This window comes from Hymenobacter psoromatis (genome assembly GCF_020012125.1).
Classification (GTDB): Bacteria; Bacteroidota; Bacteroidia; order Cytophagales; family Hymenobacteraceae; genus Hymenobacter; species Hymenobacter psoromatis.
On sequence record NZ_JAIFAG010000001.1, the window covers coordinates 4,313,748 to 4,331,767 of the forward strand.

At 61.5% G+C, this 18,020-nt stretch carries 14 protein-coding genes and 1 pseudogene; 5 read left to right on the forward strand and 10 right to left on the reverse strand.

The annotated features are described in order from the left end of the window. Positions 1–314: 314 nt before the first annotated feature. Positions 315–435, reverse strand: a pseudogene (locus tag LC531_RS23050) (IS481 family transposase); the annotation flags it as partial. Positions 436–1,043: 608 nt separating this feature from the next. Between LC531_RS23050 and LC531_RS18630 the strand changes: the two are divergent. The 3 genes from LC531_RS18630 (at position 1,044) to LC531_RS18640 (ending at position 7,764) form a co-directional block, all read left to right on the forward strand. Beyond that, entirely contained in the window at positions 1,044–5,666 is a 4,623-nt protein-coding gene (locus LC531_RS18630; RefSeq protein WP_223652972.1) for a T9SS type B sorting domain-containing protein, read from the forward strand. A 75-nt stretch (positions 5,667–5,741) separates the two neighbouring features. After that, a complete protein-coding gene (locus LC531_RS18635) occupies positions 5,742–6,713 on the forward strand; it encodes a PorP/SprF family type IX secretion system membrane protein (RefSeq protein ID WP_223652974.1) in 972 nt (323 codons plus the stop codon). An 88-nt stretch (positions 6,714–6,801) separates the two neighbouring features. Next, positions 6,802–7,764, forward strand: coding sequence for an ABC transporter ATP-binding protein (locus LC531_RS18640; RefSeq protein ID WP_223652975.1), 963 nt, complete (start codon positions 6,802–6,804; stop codon positions 7,762–7,764). Between the two features lie 112 nt (positions 7,765–7,876). Here LC531_RS18640 and LC531_RS18645 read toward each other — a convergent pair whose 3' ends face one another. Together LC531_RS18645 and LC531_RS18650 are read right to left on the reverse strand one after the other, a co-directional pair. Further along, entirely contained in the window at positions 7,877–8,272 is a 396-nt protein-coding gene (locus LC531_RS18645; RefSeq protein WP_223652976.1) for a DUF3037 domain-containing protein, read from the reverse strand. Beyond that, entirely contained in the window at positions 8,250–9,047 is a 798-nt protein-coding gene (locus LC531_RS18650) for a HipA family kinase (RefSeq protein ID WP_223652977.1), read from the reverse strand. Before LC531_RS18650 ends, LC531_RS18645 begins: the two co-directional genes overlap by 23 nt. A 147-nt stretch (positions 9,048–9,194) precedes the next feature. On the opposite strand from LC531_RS18650, the gene LC531_RS18655 reads away from it, so the two are divergent. After that, positions 9,195–10,655 carry an FG-GAP repeat domain-containing protein gene (locus LC531_RS18655; protein WP_223652978.1) on the forward strand — a complete coding sequence of 487 codons (1,461 nt, stop codon included), beginning with the start codon at positions 9,195–9,197 and terminating at the stop codon, positions 10,653–10,655. 78 nt (positions 10,656–10,733) lie between these two features. On the opposite strand, the gene LC531_RS18660 is transcribed toward LC531_RS18655, so the two are convergent. Then, complete coding sequence (locus LC531_RS18660) at positions 10,734–11,792, reverse strand: UDP-glucose--hexose-1-phosphate uridylyltransferase (RefSeq protein ID WP_223652979.1); 1,059 nt, start codon at positions 11,790–11,792, stop codon at positions 10,734–10,736. A gap of 180 nt (positions 11,793–11,972) precedes the next feature. Further along, on the reverse strand, positions 11,973–13,139 hold the full coding sequence (gene galK / locus LC531_RS18665) for a galactokinase (RefSeq protein ID WP_223652980.1): 1,167 nt from the start codon (positions 13,137–13,139) through the stop codon (positions 11,973–11,975). Positions 13,140–13,304: 165 nt separating this feature from the next. Here galK and LC531_RS18670 point away from each other — a divergent pair, with 165 nt between their 5' ends. Continuing rightward, positions 13,305–13,493, forward strand: a complete 189-nt coding sequence (locus tag LC531_RS18670; protein ID WP_223652982.1) for a hypothetical protein — start codon at positions 13,305–13,307, stop codon at positions 13,491–13,493. A 140-nt stretch (positions 13,494–13,633) separates the two neighbouring features. Here the strand turns inward: LC531_RS18670 and LC531_RS18675 are convergent, their stop codons facing one another. From LC531_RS18675 to LC531_RS18695, 5 genes are all read right to left on the reverse strand, one after another. Next, positions 13,634–14,290, reverse strand: a complete 657-nt coding sequence (locus LC531_RS18675) for a sterol desaturase family protein (protein ID WP_223652984.1) — start codon at positions 14,288–14,290, stop codon at positions 13,634–13,636. Positions 14,291–14,345: 55 nt separating this feature from the next. Beyond that, positions 14,346–14,891 (reverse strand): shikimate kinase, encoded by a 546-nt coding sequence (locus LC531_RS18680; protein WP_223652986.1) that lies wholly within the window; start codon positions 14,889–14,891, stop codon positions 14,346–14,348. A gap of 132 nt (positions 14,892–15,023) precedes the next feature. Continuing rightward, positions 15,024–16,085, reverse strand: a complete 1,062-nt coding sequence (locus LC531_RS18685) for an ABC transporter permease (RefSeq protein WP_223652988.1) — start codon at positions 16,083–16,085, stop codon at positions 15,024–15,026. Positions 16,086–16,164: 79 nt separating this feature from the next. Further along, positions 16,165–17,304 (reverse strand): BT_3928 family protein, encoded by a 1,140-nt coding sequence (locus tag LC531_RS18690; RefSeq protein WP_223652990.1) that lies wholly within the window; start codon positions 17,302–17,304, stop codon positions 16,165–16,167. 30 nt (positions 17,305–17,334) lie between these two features. Continuing rightward, positions 17,335–17,880: a DUF1599 domain-containing protein gene (locus LC531_RS18695; protein WP_223652992.1), complete on the reverse strand. Its 546-nt coding sequence runs from the start codon at positions 17,878–17,880 to the stop codon at positions 17,335–17,337. Positions 17,881–18,020 lie beyond the last annotated feature (140 nt).

The following is an 18,020-nucleotide window of genomic DNA, read 5'->3' on the forward strand; positions in this document are numbered from 1 at the left end:
CGAGTTATATTCTATCACCATGCTCAACCAACTTGCTCTTAAGTAGCTAGGCGTAGTAATAGCGAGTAGCAGGAGTTCAGCAAAGGCCAGCCTACTGGTGCGGTCAATGGCGACGAAAATGCGCCTGAAGCATTTGGGCAGTACACTTTTCCTCCTTCGGGATGCACTTCGGCTAAGCCAATGTGCAAATAGTCACTGGGGTAGTCCTCAACTGTTGTTGCACAGTTGCTCAATTAAAGCGGCTCCAGGGCAGTAGCGCGATTTTTGTAAATCGCGCTACTGCCCCCGGCGTAACATCAGTCCTTAAGTTCCTTTTTCTTCTCCGCTGGGGCCGGCAGGCGACTTACTGCCGTGGCGTTGGAATAGGCGGTGTGGAGCTGCGCGCGCGAGCTGCGGGATAGTTTCCTGCAAAGCGTAGAGACGGTCATCAAGTGGGGTTGGGTCTGCTCCGGGGGCATCACTTGGCCCCCATCTTCACAATGACTCCGTGGCCCTTAGCTAAGCCTTATGCGCTTTGCGGGCGCTGCCGTGAGGCAATGATGCCCTAAGTGCTGGCGGAGTTTGGTAATAAAAAACTTCCCATCACATTCTTGGGCTATACATCAGTTTACAGCAGATTCCGAGTCAGCGTGCAGGAGCGCGAACATTGCAGCTCGCGCTCCTGCTTCGGGCAGCGCGCTTGGTCTTTAAAGGGTCTGCTTTCGCCGTTGATTTATCTGGCTAATGGTTTGGCAGAAGGAGGCCGGTAGGGAACAGGGACAGTCCTGAAATTTCAGCGGAGCCTAAATCCTGCTAAACTACCGCCCGGCTCCGACCGCCACTCTGACTAAACCGACCCCAAGCGAATGCCTTCAGGCGGCACTCATGCCTATTCGGGTAGCGCTGGGGATAAACCGGCCGGCCGTGCGTAGCTTTACTGAAGCTGGCTAGGAACGCTTTTTTAGCGCAATGACTAGCTATTCGACTTCGTTCCTTCGGGGTAGCGCGGGGTACTTTTCTTTCTGGGTACTCACTTGTCTATCTGCTCTTTTACCTGCTTCTCTATGCTCGCAGAGCTATCGCATCCTGCCCTATCTCCTACTTGTATTTCTGCCCTGCCTCTCGCTACCCCCAGCCCGCCGGCCGGTGTGAGCGGCCGGGTCCTGGCCGGGCGGTTGCGGGCGGCCAGCGGCTGGTGGCTGGCGCTTCTTCTGCTGCTGAGCGGCGTGGCCACTACGAGCCGGGCGCAAACGGCCCCCACCGCCCCGCCGGAATGCGCAGCGGACGAGAAGTTTGCCAACACCTGGTACTTCGGCTTCAAGGCGGGGCTCGACTTCAACCAAGCCACCGACTCCATTCCGCCCAAGGTGCTGACCGATGGGGCGATGGATGCCCCTGCCGGCTCGGGGGTGATGTCGGATGCCAATGGCAAAATCCTTTTCTACAGCAACGGCGAAACCGTGTGGAACGGCGACGGCACCGTGATGACCAATGGCACGGGGCTGGCGGGCAGCCGCTTCAGCACCGACGGCCCCCTCCCCATCAGGATGCCGGGCATCGTGATGACGGGGCAGCCGACGCGCTACCTGCTCTTCACCCTAGACAGCACCGCGGGCCTGAACTATTCGGAAATAGACATTCCGGGGGGCGGTGGGCCGGGCACCGTCATTGCTGCTACCAAAAACAAGCACCTGGCCCGCGGCACGGCGGAGAAGCTAACGGGCGTGTTTCACAAAAACGGCTGCGACATCTGGGTCATCGCGCACGGCTGGGGCGCTGCCAAAACCGGCAACGACAACCGCGGCGATGCCTTCCTGGCCTACCGCGTGCGTCTGACGACCGGCGTGGATACTATCCCCATTATTTCGGCTATCGGCAGCCTGCACGCGCCGAGTGTGTCGCCGGTGGGCTACAAGGGCCAGATGAAGGTGACGCCCGACGGCAAGCGGCTGGCCCTAGCCCGCTACAGCGAAGTGCTGGGCGACAGCAGCAGCACCGTCGAACTGTTTGGGTTTGATACCGGCACGGGCATGGTTAGTGCGAATCCAATGGTGCCTTACATAGTTGACAAGGGGGCGGGGAAATACTATGGGGTAGGGTTTTCGCCCGGCAGCTATCTCTACGCTACGGTGATGAACCCGCCCCAGCTGCTGCAATTCGACATCAGCGGCAACGGGCCGGTTACCAAGCAGATTATTCCGCTCAAGCAAAAGATGCCCGCCGACCTGGGCTCCTTACAGGCCGCGCCCGACGGCAAGATTTACGTGGCCCGCAACAACCAGCCCGCGCTGGGCTTCATTCCCTACCCCGACTCGCTGGGGGCGAAAGTCCGCTACGCCGACGATAGCCTGACCTTAGGCGGCCGCCTGAGCAGCCTGGGCTTGGTCAACTTCAACCAAAGCTCGCTGCTGCGCGTGGGGCCTAGCTATAAGATAACGGGTTGCCGGCAAATCACTTTTACGGCTCCGCCCATTGACTTTGACGGGAAAACCTACGCCTGGCAGTTTGGCGACGGGGCCATCTCGGCGGAGGAGAACCCGGTGCACGTTTACGCTACGCCCGGCGACTACACCGTGACGCTGCGTATCACGACCGCGTGCTTTTGCCGCGAAAGCTCGGGCGGTGTTCGGGTGCCAAACCTCCCCGCGCCGGGCAACATTGCCGGCCCGCAGACGCTGTGCGTCGGCACCGCGCCGACTATCCTGACCAGCACCACCGATGCGTCGGGCGATTCTGGCCTGCCGCTCGTTTACCAGTGGGAGTCGTCCTCGGATAATACCACTTTCACGGCTATCGCTGGGGCTACCAGTGCCAGCTACCTGCCAGCAAACCTGCCGCTCGGCACCACTTATTTTCATCGGCGGGCGCTGCTGCTGCTGCCCGACGGCTCCGGTCCGTACTGCACCCCTACTTTCACGGCCTCAGTAGCCATTACCGTGCTGCCGGCCCTGGTGACCGGCAGCATCGCCGCCGACCAGACCGTGTGCGCGGGTAGCCCCGTGGCCCCGCTCACCAGCACCGCGCCGGCCACGGGCGGCAGCGGCACGTTTACTTACCAGTGGGAATCGTCGCCGGTCAACGTTGATAGCACGTTTAGGGCTATTGCTGGTGCTACCGCGGCTGGGTACACGCCCGGTCCGCTCACGGTGACTACCTACTTCCGCCGCCAGGTGCTCTCTACCCCCTGCACCACGCCGCCCACTAACGTGGTCACTATCACCGTGGTGCCGGCGCTGCTAGCCGGTAGCATTGCCGCCGACCAAGCATTGTGCGCGGGCACTACCCCGGCGCCGCTCACCAGCACGACCGATGCTGCGGGCGGCGCGGGCACGGTAGTATATCAGTGGGAATCTTCGGCCGACAATAGCACGTTTGCCCCCATCAGTGGGGCCACCGGCGCGACGTATGCGCCGGGCGCGCTCACGGCCACGACGTATTTCCGGCGGCGGGTAAGCTCGGGCGCGGCCTGCGCCCCGGCGATTTCCAACGTCGTCACTATCACCGTCACACCCGCCTTGCTGGCGGGTAGCATTGCCGCCGACCAGGCCATTTGTGCCGGAGCCACGCCTACCCCCCTCGCCAGTGCCAGCGATGCCAGCGGCGGCACGGGCCCGGTAGCCTACCAGTGGGACTCCTCGCCGGATAACGCGACCTGGACGCCCATTGGCGGGGCCACGGGCCCCACGTATGCGCCGGGCGCGCTCACGGCCACGACCTACTTCCGCCGCCGGGCGAGCGCGGGTGGAGCCTGCGCGCCGGTCATTTCTAATTCGGTTGCTATCACGGTGACCCCGGCGCTGAGCGCGGGCAGCATCGCGGCCGACCAGGCGCTGTGCGCGGGGAGTAGCGCCAACCCACTCACCAGCACAACTGATGCCGCGGGCGGTGCGGGCAACCTCGCTTACCAATGGGAAGCCTCGGCCGATAACAGCGCGTATGCGCCCATTGGCGGGGCTACGGGCCCCACGTATGCGCCGGGCGCGCTCACGGCCACGACCTACTTCCGCCGCCGGGCGAATGCGGACGGGGCTTGCGCGCCAGTGGTATCTAATGTGGTAACCATCACCGTGACGCCGGCCGTGACGCCGGGCAGCATCGGTTCTGACCAGACCATTTGCCCCGGCGCTACCCCCGCTTCGCTGACTAGCACGGCCGGGCCGGGTGGCGGCACGGGCACGTTTGTTTACCAATGGCAGTCGTCGGGGAATAATGCGAACTGGGATGATATCGCGGGCGCGACCGATGCCGGCTACGCGCCGGGTCCGCTCACCCGAGACATGTACTACCGGCGGCAGGTAATCTCCGGGCTCTGCGGGCCGGTATACTCAAATTCCGTCGCCATTATCGTGTTGCCGGGGCTGGTGGCGGGCAGCATCGCGGCCGACCAGACTATCTGCGCGGGCGCTACGCCTGCCCCCCTCAGCAGCACCGGCAATGCTGGCGGCGGCACGGGCACGTTTGCGTATCAGTGGGAAGCCTCGGCGGATAACTCCAATTGGACCGCCATCGCGGGTGCGACCAGCCCCACGTTTGCGCCGGGAGCGCTTACGGCTACTACCTACTACCGGCGGCGGGTAACCTCGGGCACCGGCAGCTGCTCGACGGACGTTTCCAACGTGGTGACAATTAGCGTGCAGCCCGTGCTAACGCCCACCGTGACCCTGGCGGCCCCGCCCATCCAGTGCCCCGGCACGGCCCTTACCTTCACGGCCGTGGTCACGAACGCGGGACCCGCGCCTACCATCCAGTGGTTTGTGAACAACGCAGCCGTGGCCAGCGGGCCGACGTTTACCAGCAGCACGCTGGTCACCGGCGACCAGGTGCGGGTGGTGGTCACGCCCACGGTGCTGTGCAGCACTGGCCCGGCCACGGCTACCGTCACCATCACGCGCACGCCGAGCCCACAGCCCACGCTGGCCATCACGGTGCAGCCGGGCGGGCCGGTGTGCCTGGGCGCGCCGCTCACCTTCAGCATTCTTAGCGTAACGGACATTGGCCCTACCCCCGCCTACCAGTGGCAGGTGGACGGCCGCGACGTGGCCGGAGCCACCACCCCGGTTTTCAGCACCACCACGCTGCGCGCCGGCCAAACCGTGACGCTGCGCCTGAGCACCACCACGGCCTGCGGCCAGCCCGCCACGGTGGTTTCCAACGGTATCGTGGTGGAGATTCAGCCGCCGGTGGTGGTGAATGCCGGGCCCGATAAGGATATTCTGGCCGGCTCGTCGGTGGTGCTGGAAGGCACCGCCGATGGCACCTACCCCGTGACCTGGACCCCGGCGCTGGGCCTCACCTTTCCGGGCAATAACCCGCTGCGGCCCCTGGCTGCGCCCGAAGTAACGACCACCTACACCCTCTCGGCCGGTTCGGGGGGCTGCGCTTCCTCCGACGACGTGACCGTGACCGTGCACCCGGCCATCCGCATCCCCAACGCCTTTACGCCCAACGGCGACGGCCGCGACGATACCTGGCAGATTGAGTTTATTGACCAGTACCCCGACAACACCGTGAGCGTGTTCAACCGCTGGGGCAGCCGGATTTTCTCGGCCGAAAACTACAGCCGGGCCAATGAGTGGCGCGGCGACATCAACGGCCAGCCCGCCCCGGTGGGCACCTACTACTACGTCGTCGTCACGAAGGGCCCGCTGGGCCGTTCCTACGCCGGCTCCATCACAGTTCTCTATTAATCAAAAGGCCAGCCGGCGGTGCTGGCCCACGCGAATTCAACTTCTTCTCGGTCAAGAATTAAGGTATTTATTGTTATGAAGAGAATTTTATCGCTGCTGCCGGTGCTGCTGTTGCTAGCCGCCGCGCCGGCCCTGGCCCAGCAGCAGGCGCAGTACAGCCAGTACATGAACAATAATTACATCCTGAACCCCGGCGCAACCGGTGTGGAGGACTACATCGACATCAAGGCCAGCTACCGCACGCAGTGGGTGGGGCTGGAGGGCGCGCCCAAAACCTACTACCTCAGCGCCAGCTCGGCGCTGGGCCGGTGGCACGGTACCGCCAAGCGCCCCCTGCGCGACCGCCAGCGGGGCTTTCACGCCATCGGCGGGCTGGTGTATAATGACGTGACCGGCCCCACCAGCCGCACCAGCGTCTACGGCTCCTACGCCTACAACCTGCGCCTGACGCGCACCATTCGGGCGGCCCTGGGCGTGTCGGTGGGTATGCAGCAGTTTGCCGTGGATGGGCAGCTGCTGCACTTCTACGACCCCACCACCGTGGGGGCCAGCGCCGCCTCGCGGGTGTTCGACTCGTCGGCCGGCTTGTGGGTGTACAGCCCTAATTTTTACGTGGGGCTAGCGGGCTCGCAGCTCTTTGGCAACCGGCTCAACTTCTCCTACGGCCCCGGTCAGCTCGACGCGGGCGCGCCCGGCAACTCGCTGCGGCGGCATTACTTCCTGACGGGCGGGGTGCGCCTGCCGCTCACCGAAGACTGGTCGCTGGTGCCCTCAGTGCTGGTGAAGGCCGTGAGCCCGGCCCCGCTCTCCGTGGACCTCAACGCCAAAATCAAGTACAAGGACCTGCTGTGGTTCGGGGCCTCGTGGCGCGCTCTAGACGCGGTGGTGGCGATGGTGGGCGTCAGCTACGAGCAGTTCACCATCGGCTACTCCTACGATGCCGGCACCTCCCAGCTGGCCGGCTACAACGGCGGCAGCCACGAGGTACTGATAGGCCTGCGGCTGAAGAAAAAGAACCAGGAGGTGTGCGTTAATAAGTTTTGGTAAGGGGGGTAGGGGGAGAATCAAAAATTAAAAGTGATAAATTAAAAATGAACTATTTGCATTTTTAATTTATCACTTTTAATTTTCTCGCATGGACTTACTCACGGTTACGGACCTCAGCTTTCAGGAGCACGGCGCGCTGGTGCTACACCCGCTCAGCTTCGCGCAGCCCGCGGGCCAGAAGCTGGCCTTAGCCGGCGAGAGCGGGGCCGGTAAAAGCACGCTGCTTCAGCTCATTGCCGGGCTGGCGCAGCCCAGCACCGGCGAGGTGCGGATAGCGGGCAGCCGGGTACGCGGGCCGGCCGTGGCGCTGGTACCGGGCCACCCCGGCGTGGCCTATTTATCACAAAAATCGGACTTGCCCAAGTTCCTGCGCGTGGAGCAGGTGCTGCGCTACGCCCAGCCGCGGGCCGCCGCGCAGGTGGCGCGGCTAGCTACTTTCTGCCGCATCGACCACCTGCTGGTCCGGCGCACCGACCAGCTCTCGGGTGGCGAGCAGCAGCGCGTGGCCCTGGCCCGCCTGCTGCTGGGCGAGCCCCGCCTGCTGCTCCTCGATGAGCCCTTCTCCAACCTCGACCGCAGCCACAAGCGCACCATGCAGGCCATTATTGAGGAGGTAGGTAGTGAGTTGAAAACCACCTGCCTGCTCGTCTCGCACGACGCGGCCGACGTGCTCGCCTGGGCCGATGAAATCCTGGTGCTGCGCCGCGGCCGGCTGGTGCAGCGTGGCTCGCCCCAGCACCTCTACCAGCAGCCAGCCGACGAGTACACGGCCGGCCTCTTCGGCGACTACAACCTGCTGCGCGGCCCCGACCGCCAGGCCCTGGCCCCTACCCCCCCCGCCGCGCCCGAGGCCGACCTACTGCTACGCCCCGAGCAGCTGCGCCTAGCGCCGCCCGGCCAGGGCGGGGTGGCTGGCACGGTGCGCGCCGTGCGGTTTTCTGGCAGCTACTACGAGCTGGAAGTGGAGCTGCCGGCCGGCACGCTGGTGCGGGCGCGGGCCCGCACCGCGGGCTTCGCGGTGGGGGAGGGGGTAGGGATGAGTGTTCAGTAATTAATGGTTGATTAAAGAACGTCCTGCTGACGAAGGAAGCATCTCTACCGCCTCATCTGCGCCGTTCAATGAAGCAGTAGAGATGCTTCCTTCGTCAGTAGGACGTTCATTCTTAATTACTAATTATTACTAATTGTAAATGCAGCCTAGCCAGCGTGGCGGCGGCATCTTCGCACAAGCCGGGGTGCACCGCCGAGGTCTGAATAATGGTGCTGCGCTGGGCCGTGAGCCAGCGGAAGCGCGAGGCGATGGGTAGCTGCCCAATGGGCCCGCCCGTGGCCCTACCCCCGCAAATGCGCTCGAACGCGCGCAGGCGGGCGCGCACGTCGGGCAGGTCGAGGTGCGCGCCGGCGAAGGCCGCGAGGCGGGCCTCGTCCAGCTCGCAGGTAGCTTGCAGAAAGCCCTGGCTGCCGCAGTACAGAATCACGCCCACGTTCAGAAACTCCTCGCGCTCCACGCGGGGCACCACCCGCAGCACGGCGTACTCAAACAAGTGCGAGGCGGGCATGGTCGGCTTCCTGGGTGAAAGTGGCGGAAACGGTCAGGCGCGCTTCCAAAAACTGCTGGTAGCCCGCACGCTGCGCGGTGGGCGTTTGGTCGGGCTCCGTCAGCCACTCGTCGGGGATAGCGGCGATGATGCCTGCCAGCACGGCCGGCGTGAGGCGGGCGCGGCCCGCCGCATCGGCAGCCGCCAGGGCCTCGGCCGTGGTGACGGGTAGCAGCACGTGGTCCTTCACCTGCGGAAAGGCGCGGGTGGCGGTTTGCACCCAGTTTGGCCCGGTGTGGTGCACGTAGAGCGCCGCGCCGTGGTCGATAAGCCATAATTCGCGGTGCCAGAGCAGCATGTTGGTGTTGCGGGCGGTGCGGTCCACGTTCAGCGTCAGGCAGTCGAGCCACACGATGAGGGCGGCCAGCGCCGGCTCTACGGTGGTCACCAGTGGGTCGAAGGTGCTGGCCCCGGACAGGAAGTGCAGCGCCAGATTGCGGCCGGTGCTGGCCCGCAGCAGGTCCTGGATTTCCTCATCGGGCTCGGTGCGGCCGAAGGCTTCGTCCAGTTCACAGAAGACTAATTCGGGCACGCGCAGGCCCAACGCCCGCGCCAGCTCGCCCACCAGCAGCTCGGCCACCAGCACCTTCACGCCCTGCCCCGCCCCCCGAAACTTGAGCACGTACAGGAAGCCATCGTCGGCCTCGACCAGTGCCGGCAGCGAGCCGCCCTCGCGCAAGGGCGTCACGTAGCGCGTCACGGCCACAGTGCGCGGGGTGAGGAGAATGGGGAGCATGCGATTAGGGATAGAACTAGCAGACTCGCGTGATAAGTAAAAATATTAAAGCATTTTAATTCTTATTAAAATGCTTTAATATTTTTAAAGAAGATAAATGTTAGGTCAATGAACTAACTTGCAACCTGTAATCTCAACTTCATTCGTATGGTAAACCGTTTTACACTCCCAGGTCTAAGTGGACTGCTGCTGCTGGCCAGCACAGGATATGCCCAAAAGATAAGCTTTGCTTCGCTAGTCAGCTACCCAACGTCAGCAGATATATTGAGCCGTCCGTCTAGCATTGCCACTGCTGATGTGAATGGCGATGGTAAGCTTGACTTACTCACAACTAATTCAGGTGATAATACGGTTGGGATATTGCTAGGGAATGGCAATGGTACTTTTCAGGCCATTTCTGCCTATCCGTCAGGGCGTTACCATCAACCTACTAAAATTGCGGTGGCTGATGTAAACGGAGATAGTAAGTGTGACTTAATAACGGTCAGCGCAATTAGTAGTAGCGTTGAGATAATGCTTGGTAACGGTAATGGGGCTTTTAAAATATCCGCTACCTACTCGACGGGCATATATAGTGAGCCCCTAAATACTGCGGTAGCTGATGTAAATGGAGATAGCAAACTTGACCTACTCATACCTGATAACGATAAAAATACAGTCAATGTACTATTGGGCAATGGCGATGGCACATTTAAAAATTCAGTCGCTTACTCAACCGGCAACACTCCCGGAAGCTCTCCAACAAATATTGCCGTAGCCGATGTCAACGGGGATAATAAAGTTGACATACTTACAGCAAACTACTTTGGTGATGCGGTTGGAGTGCTACTAGGTAATGGCAGTGGCACTTTCCAAGCCTCCACTATTTACTCAACAAAGAGTAATAGCACGCCATCGAGTATCACCGCTGCTGACGTAAGCAAAGACGGAAATATTGATTTAATTTCTAGTAATGGAGGAACAAATTCGGTTGGAGTATTACTGGGTAATGGCAATGGCACTTTTCAACCCTGTATTACTTATCCAGCTCTTATTTCTGGGTCTGACGATATTATTGCTGCCGATATGAACGGGGATGGCAAGCTTGACTTGGTTATGGGCGATGAATTTAGTGAGATAGTTGCGCTGTTGCAAGGCAACGGCAATGGTACATTTCAAACCGCTACTACTTATTCAGTGGCAGCCTATACTAGAATTGCAGGTGTCGCGGTAGCTGACGTTAATGGAGACGGTAAACTTGATGTATTGACAGCCAATATTGATGACGCTTCGGTCAGTGTTTTACTTAATACTACTCCCACTCCCTTAGCCGCCCAAGCCGCTATCCCCGGTGCTAATGCCACGCTGCATCCCAATCCAGCTATTGCCGCGACTACCCTCACTCTTACTGGCCTACCCACCACTGTGGCCCAGGTACAAGCTATACTGCTCGATGAAACCGGTCGATTAGTGAATCAGCAAACACTAGCAGCTAGCCAAAGTAGTATCCATACTGAACTGTCTACTGTGGGCCTTTCTGCAGGCCTGTATGTGCTGCATTTGGTGACTTATAATGGTCGGGGTGAGTTGGTTGGCTCACTGCCTACGCAACATCTGAGTGTGCGATAACTAGACTCGGTATTTGATGAAGAAATTTCCTGAGCCCTGAACAACTAAATTCATTTTGCCAATGATTAGGAGCAACGGCTAATGCAGAATATTTGCCGCCGCCGCCACTTTATAATGCACGCCCGGCAGCGCCCGCAGCCGGTCGGCGGCCTGCTCGGCGGTGATGTCGCGCTGCGCGTTGGCCAGCAGCTCGTAGCCCACCATGAATTTCTTCACCGTGGCCGAGCGCAGCAGGGGGGGTAGGAAGTGCATGTGCAGGTGCCACTCGGGGTAGGCCTGGCCATCAGTGGGCCGCTGGTGAAAGCCAGCCGAGTACGGGAAGCTGATTTCAAAGAGGTTGTCGTAGCGGATGGTGAGCTGACTCAATATATCGGCCAGGCCGTCGCGCTCTTGCTCAGTTAGTTGCGTGAGGTCCTGCACGGCGCGGCGCGGCAGCACCATCGTTTCAAAGGGCCACACCGCCCAAAAGGGTACCAGCGCCACCCAGGTGTCATTCTCGACCACGAAGCGGGCCTTGGTTTTCTCCTCAATAGCTAAATAATCGGCCAGCATGGTGCGGCCGTGCCGGTCAAAATAGCCCTTCTGGGTGCGGGTTTCCTTGGAGGGCAGGTCGGGCACGGTGCGCTGGCTCCAGATTTGGCCGTGCGGGTGCGGATTCGAGCAGCCCATCATAAAGCCCTTGTTCTCAAATATCTGCACGTAGTTAATGTTCGGGTCGCCGCCCAGCGTGCGGAATTCCTCGGTCCAGGTATCCACCACGCGCCGGATTTCCGGAATCTCCATCTCCGGCAGTGTCAGGTCGTGGCGCGGCGAGAAGCACAGCACCCGGCAGTGGCCGGTTTCGGCCTCGGCCCGCAGCAGGCCACCTTCCTCAAACGAGCCCGTTTCGCCGTTGGGCAGCAGGGCCGGGAAGTCGTTGTCAAACACGAACTGGTGCTCATACTGCGGGTTCACCGCGCCGCTGGTGCGGGGGTTACCGGGGCAGAGGTAGCAGGTGGGGTCGTAGGCGGGGCGGGTATCGGGCTGCGGCTTTTCCTGCTGGCCCTGCCAGGGCCGCTTAGCGCGGTGCGGCGATACGAGCACCCACTCATCAAGCAGCGGATTGTGGCGGCGGTGGGGTTGGGATGTTAAATCCATGTTGAGGGTGATTATAAAGCTAGGATGTGAGGAAACGAAAGCTAAACAGAACGTCATGCAGACCGAAGGGAAGCATCTCGCTCACGTCGTTGAAACAATACTCCCGACGAAGCAAACGAGATGCTTCCCTTCGGTCTGCATGACGTTCTGTTTAGCTTTCATTTCCTGAAAATTTGAACGTTAATCTCCCAGATACTCGCCTACCCCATCGGCCAAGTTGGTAACGTAAGTTTCCAGCTCGCGGCCCAGCTGGTCGTGGTAGCCCTGCTTCATGTAAGCCAGAAATTCCTTTACCCGACCAGTGTCTACCAGGTTCAGGGTGCAGCCGCCGAAGCCGCCGCCCATCATGCGGGCTCCGTAGCAGCCGGGGGCCTGGCGCGACAACTCCACGAGCGCGTCCAACTCCTTGCAGCTTACCTGGTAGAGGTCGCGCAGGCCAGCGTGGCTGGCGTAGAGTAATTCGCCCACTTCGGTCAGCGACTGGTGCTCGGCCAGGCGGGCCGTGAGGTCGCGCACGCGCTGGTTTTCTTCCACCACGTAGCGGCAGCGCTTCTCAATTACTTCGCCCAGCTCGGCCTTCGCCGCCTCAATGGCGGGTAGGGTAGCATCGCGCAGCGATTTTATCGCTGGGTCGTACTTTTGCAAAATCGCTACCCCTGCCGCACACTCCTCGCGGCGCGTGTTGTACCCCGTGTCTGCCAGCGCGTGCTTCACGCCCGAGTTGCAGAGCACGAGGCGGCTGGCGCTGGTATCGAACGGGAAATAAGCGTATTCCAGGGAGCGGCAATCCAGCTCCACCACGTGCCCGGCCCGGCCAAAGAGGCTGGCAAACTGGTCCATGAGCCCGCACATTACCTTGGCGTACTCGTGCTCGGCGGTTTGCGAAAGCTGCGCCAGCGTCATCGTATCCAGCTTTAAGTCGAGCAGATTATTCAGGCCCCAGGCCACGCCGCATTCGGCCGCGGCCGAGGATGAGAGGCCCGCTCCGCTCGGAATATCGCCCCCAAAGGCGCAGTCGAAGCCCGGCACCTGCGCCCCGCGCTTCAGCAGGCCCGCCACCACGCCCAGCTGGTAGTTGGCCCAGTGCCCGCCGGGTAGGGGCGCAAGGTCGGCCACGGTTACCTCATAGGTAGCGTCAAAGTCGAGGGCTACCAGCCGGATGCGGTCGCTGCCGTTGAGGCGCAGCGCGAAGCGAATTTCCTTATCAATGGCCGCCGGTAGCACCAGGCCGTCATTGTAGTCGGTGTGCTCACCGATGAGGTTGATGCGGCCGGGTGCGCGCAGCACCAGCGCCGGGGCCTCGCCGAAGCGATGGGCAAAGGCGGTCGAAAGCTCGGAGTAGGTCATGGGAATGCAAAAATGGTAGATATGCCGGGATGTCGGGCTCGCCTACTCACCAAAAAGCAGGCAACCATTCACAGGTCAACCTTTTTACGCAGATTATAGTAAGCCAAGCTATGAAATCTGCCGTGCGGCAGAAGCTCATATTTACTTTACCTTCTGCCTATTCCAATGACTACTTCGCGTTTTTCTTTGCTGTTTATGTTCGCCGTGCTGGCCTCCACGCTCACGGGCTGTTCAGTGGCGGGCGATATTTTTAAGGGTGGCCTCTGGGTCGGCGTTATCGGCGTATTTCTGGTCGTGCTCGTCATCTGGTGGCTGGTCAGTAAGATGAGCGGCGGTGGTGGTGGCAACGCATAATAAAAAGGGCCGGCTTCTGCAAAGAAGCCGGCCCTTTTTATTGATTTGATAGGGTGCGGGGCTTGCCCCCGCCCGGCGTTGAACAAAGCCTATTTGCATCGTTCAACGCCGGGCGGGGGCAAGCCCCGCACCCTGCTGAATTAATCCTTCTTCCCCGGCATGGTGCCGATAACGTGGTCCCAGAGGGTGCTGCTCACGCCGAAGGCAATTTCATCCTGCCGGTAGTGGTGCTGGGCGTGGTGCGTCCACCACACTTTGAGGAAGTTTTTGGGCGGCGAGTAGGCATGAATGGCGTAGTGCACAAACAGGTACAGCGCGTAGCCAAACGTGAAGCCGGCCAGAATGCCGAAGGCCCAGGTGCCAAAAACGAAGCGGAAAATAAAGAACAGCAGCGAAGCCACGAACACCGTCAGGATGGGCGGCATGGCCAGCCGGGTCTTGTCCTTGGGATATTCGTGGTGCACCCCGTGCATGGTGTACTGGAACTTGGCCCGGCCCGGCGAGGTAGCCGCAATATGGTAGAGGTAGCGGTGCACCACATATTCGGCCAGCGTGAATAGTAGCCAGCCGCCCACAAACAGCCCCAGCGCCGACAAGCCCGACAGGAAGCCGTGCGTGAAGCCATAATATAAGCTGATGAGCGTGGTAATAGCGAAAATACTGACCGGCAGCGCGATGTGCGTGTGCGAAAGCCGCTCCAGCACCGGGTTTTTAAAGAGCTGCGCCGAGCCTTTATGCTTGGGCCGGGGAGCCGCGGCCGGGGCCGCGGGGCGGGCCGCTACAGTGTCCATCTCCATACGAAAGCGAATAATATCAGGGAGTAATCCAACAAATTTACGCCGGCCAGGTGGTTTAGGTTGGGGTAGGGGCAAAGCCGGCCGCCGCCAACGCTGCCGCCACGGCCGCCACCATAGCGCTTCCGGCGTAGCGCAGGTGCGCTTGTGCGTAGAACCGCTCACGGGCCACCAAGGTTCGGGTGAGGTGAGCCACCAGGGCCGCCACGGGCGTTTGGCCGGGCGGTAGGGGGGTAGCCAATAGCGGCCGGCCGTGGGGCGTGCGGGCCAGGCGGCGTGCCAATTCGGGTAGCGGCACATCGAGCCACAGCGTGAAGCCACTGGCCCGCAGCACGGCCATATTATCGTGGAAGCAGGGCGCGCCGCCGCCTGTGGCTACCACCAGCGGCGGGCCCGGCCGGGCGGCCACGGCGCGCAGCGCCGCCGCCTCCCGCACTCGGAAGCCCGCCTCGCCCTCGGCCGCAAAAATGGCTGGGATGGACTGCCCCGCCGCGGCAACTATCTCCGCGTCCAGGTCCAGAAATTCGCGGCCGTAGTGCTCGGCTAGCTGCCGACCCAGCGTGGTTTTGCCTGCGCCCGGCAAGCCCAGCAGGTATAGGTGCATTTCTTGGGAATTAATATCGTTTGTCATTGCGAGCAGAGCGAAGCCATCTTTCCTTTCGTCAGGGTAGCAAATTCACTGATGCGAACAACAAGGGAAGATGGCTTCGCTCTGCTCGCAATGACAAACGGTTTCCTACCCCACCTTCACCCGTGGGTCGAGCAGCGCATAGAGCATATCTACCCCGATATTGACCAGCACGAAGAGGGCGGCCACGAAGAGAGTAGCGCCCATCACGACCGGGAAATCGAGGTTTTGCACGGCCTGCAAGGTCGTGGTGCCCAGGCCTTTCCAGTTGAAAATATACTCGATGAAAAACGCGCCTGCCATGAGCGAGGCCAGCCAGCCCGACACGGCCGTGACCACCGGGTTCAGGGCGTTGCGCAGGGCGTGGCGGCGCACGGTGCGGCCGGGGCTCAGGCCCTTAGCGCGGGCCGTGCGGATGTAGTCCTGGCTCAATACATCGAGCATAGACGAGCGGGTGAGTTGCATGATGATGGCCAGCGGGCGCACGCCCAGCGCCACGGCCGGCAGCAGCAGGTTGCGCAGGGCCAGGTGGCGCTCGGCGGTGAAGGGGTTGGTTTCGTAGAGCTGCCCGGTCAGGCTCAGGCCCGTCCAGCGGCTCCAGTAAAAGCCGAAGCTGACGGCAATGAGAATGCCCGCCACAAAGGAGGGCACCGAAATGCCCAGCACCGAACCCGTGACCAGCACCCTATCCAGCCACGACTGCGGGCGCAGGGCCGCCGCCACGCCCAGCCCTACCCCCCCCACGGTGGCCAGCAGCATGGCCGCCACCGCCAGCCACAAGGTGCCCGGAAAGCGGTCGAGCAAGAGGCTCAGCACGTCTTGGTTGCTCTGAAACGAGCGCCGCAGATAGGGCCACTTCAGCACCAACGCCCGCCCGTGACCCAGCGGCAGCAGCCCTACCCCCCCGTAGCGCGCCCGCCCGGCCGAGTCGCGCGGGTGCACGCCCAGCGGCGAAGCATCATTCAAGTAGCCCAGCAGCCGCTGCGGCAGCGGCTGGTCGAGGCCCAGGTCGGCCCGGATGGCGGCGCGGGTGGCCACGTCCGAGCGCTGCCCCGCCAGCAGGGCCGCCGGGTCGCCGGGCAGCACGTTGAAGAGCAAAAAAACCGTCGTGGCCACGCCTAGCAGTACGAGCAGGCCCTGACCCAGGCGGCGAAGAAGAAAAGTGAGCATGGGTTCTTAATAAAGCCGTCTGTCATTGCCGCGCTCCACTGCGTTGCGCACGCAATGACAGACGATTTCAAGCCCCAACCTATAGCGCTTTCTCGACCTGATACAGCGCCGGGATGTCGTGGTAGTGATATTTGGCCATCACGGTGCCGTTGTGCAGTACCAGTAGGCCGGGGTTGGAGCGGATGACGGACTTGAGCACCGTGGCATCGGCGAAGTAGTAGGGGGTAGCCAGATTCACATCGTGCCGAAACGAGTCGAACTTACCGGCGCTGGTGCTCGTGATGGTGAGCACGTCGATGTGCTTGCGCGACTTGGCCGCCGCGGCAAAGAGCTGGTTGAACTGCTCGAAGCGCTCGCGGTCGGTTTTGTTGGTGTTCTGCACGATGAGAATCAGCTTGTTGCCGGTTAGCACTTGCTGCGTCACGTCGTTGCCGTCGGGGTCGGTGATGACAAAATCGGTAATGAGGGGCTTCGACTTTTCGGGGTTCAGCACCTTCATATCCTGGTATTTCCAGGTCGTGTCGGTCGGGAACTCCTTGGCCGTCAGCGTCTGGCCATTGCGGGTGAAGGTGTACTGGTAGCGCGGGGCCTCGGCGGGCTTCATGAGCGCCGGGATGTTATTGCCCACCTTGTAGGGCAGAAAGTCAAAATACGGCAGGTGCCCCAGCGCCCGCACCCCAATGCCGATGGCCAGCGCGCTGGCAAAGGTCATGGCCATCAGCCCCGGCGTGCCCCGCACAAATACGCGCCGCAGGTGCTTCTGCCCCACGAATACCACTGCCCACAGCACCAGTAGAAATACGTCTTTGCCAAACGAAGTCCAGGGCGTGAGCTTAATAAAATCGCCGAAGCAGCCGCAGTCCGTCACCTTATTAAACGCCGCCGAGTAGAAAGTCAGGAACGTGAAAAAGACGAGCAGCGCCAGCAGGATATACAGCGTTTGGCGCAGGTACCAGCGCAGCAGTAGCGCCACGCCCAGAATGACTTCGAGCGAGCTAAGCGCCACGCTCAAAAAGCGGCTGGCATCTTTGAGCGGGTCAAAAAGCCAGCTTAGTGCGGGCACGTCGCCGGCAAATACCTCAAAGTATTCTTCCAGCTTATAGGCCGTGCCCACCGGGTCATTCAGCTTGATGAGGCCCGAAAAAATAAACAGCAGGCCCAGTATCGCCCAGCACAAGCGGGTAATCTGGCGCATCGGCTTAGGAATGTCGATTGGCATAAGGTAGAGTTAAATATTTCTGGCTTCAAACTAGGAACCAGAAACTTCCTCCAAAAGTATCAGCGCGAACACGGCGTAGTTGAGCATGTCGCGATAGCCGCCCTCTACGCCCTCGCTGGCCAGGGCCGCGCCGCCCAGGTTTTCGAGTTGCTTGATGCGATGTATCTTCATGAGGATGAGGTCGGTAATGCTGCTCACGCGCATCTGTCGCCAGGCTTCGCCGTAGTCGTGGTTTTTGGCCAGCAGCAGCTCGCGGTTCAGCGCGTTTTCGTGGTCGTAGGCGGCGGCCACTTCGGCGGCGGGCAGGTCGAGGGGCGCGGCGGGGGGTAGGCGCAGCTGCATCAGGGCAATGAGGCAGTAGTTGATGATGGCCACAAACTCCTCGTCCACGCCGTCGGCAATTTTCTGGGTGCCCGCTTCCTGAATGGTCCGCACGCGGTTGGCCTTGATAAAGAGCTGGTCCGTGACCGAGGGTAGGCGCAGGATGCGCCAGGCCGTGCCATAGTCGTGCGTTTTAGCCAAAAACAGCGCCCGGCAGCGGCTCAGAATCAGGTCGTAGTGTTCGGGGGTCTGCAAGCGGTAAGTAAGTAGAGGAGTAAGGGAGTAAATAGAATGGAGGCGCGGGCGCAGTGTGCCTCGGCGTTCGCTGCGCGAGCTGGTACCCGCGCCGAAACCCCGTGCAAGTTCGCCCGCAATGCCGGATATTTAACCCCCAT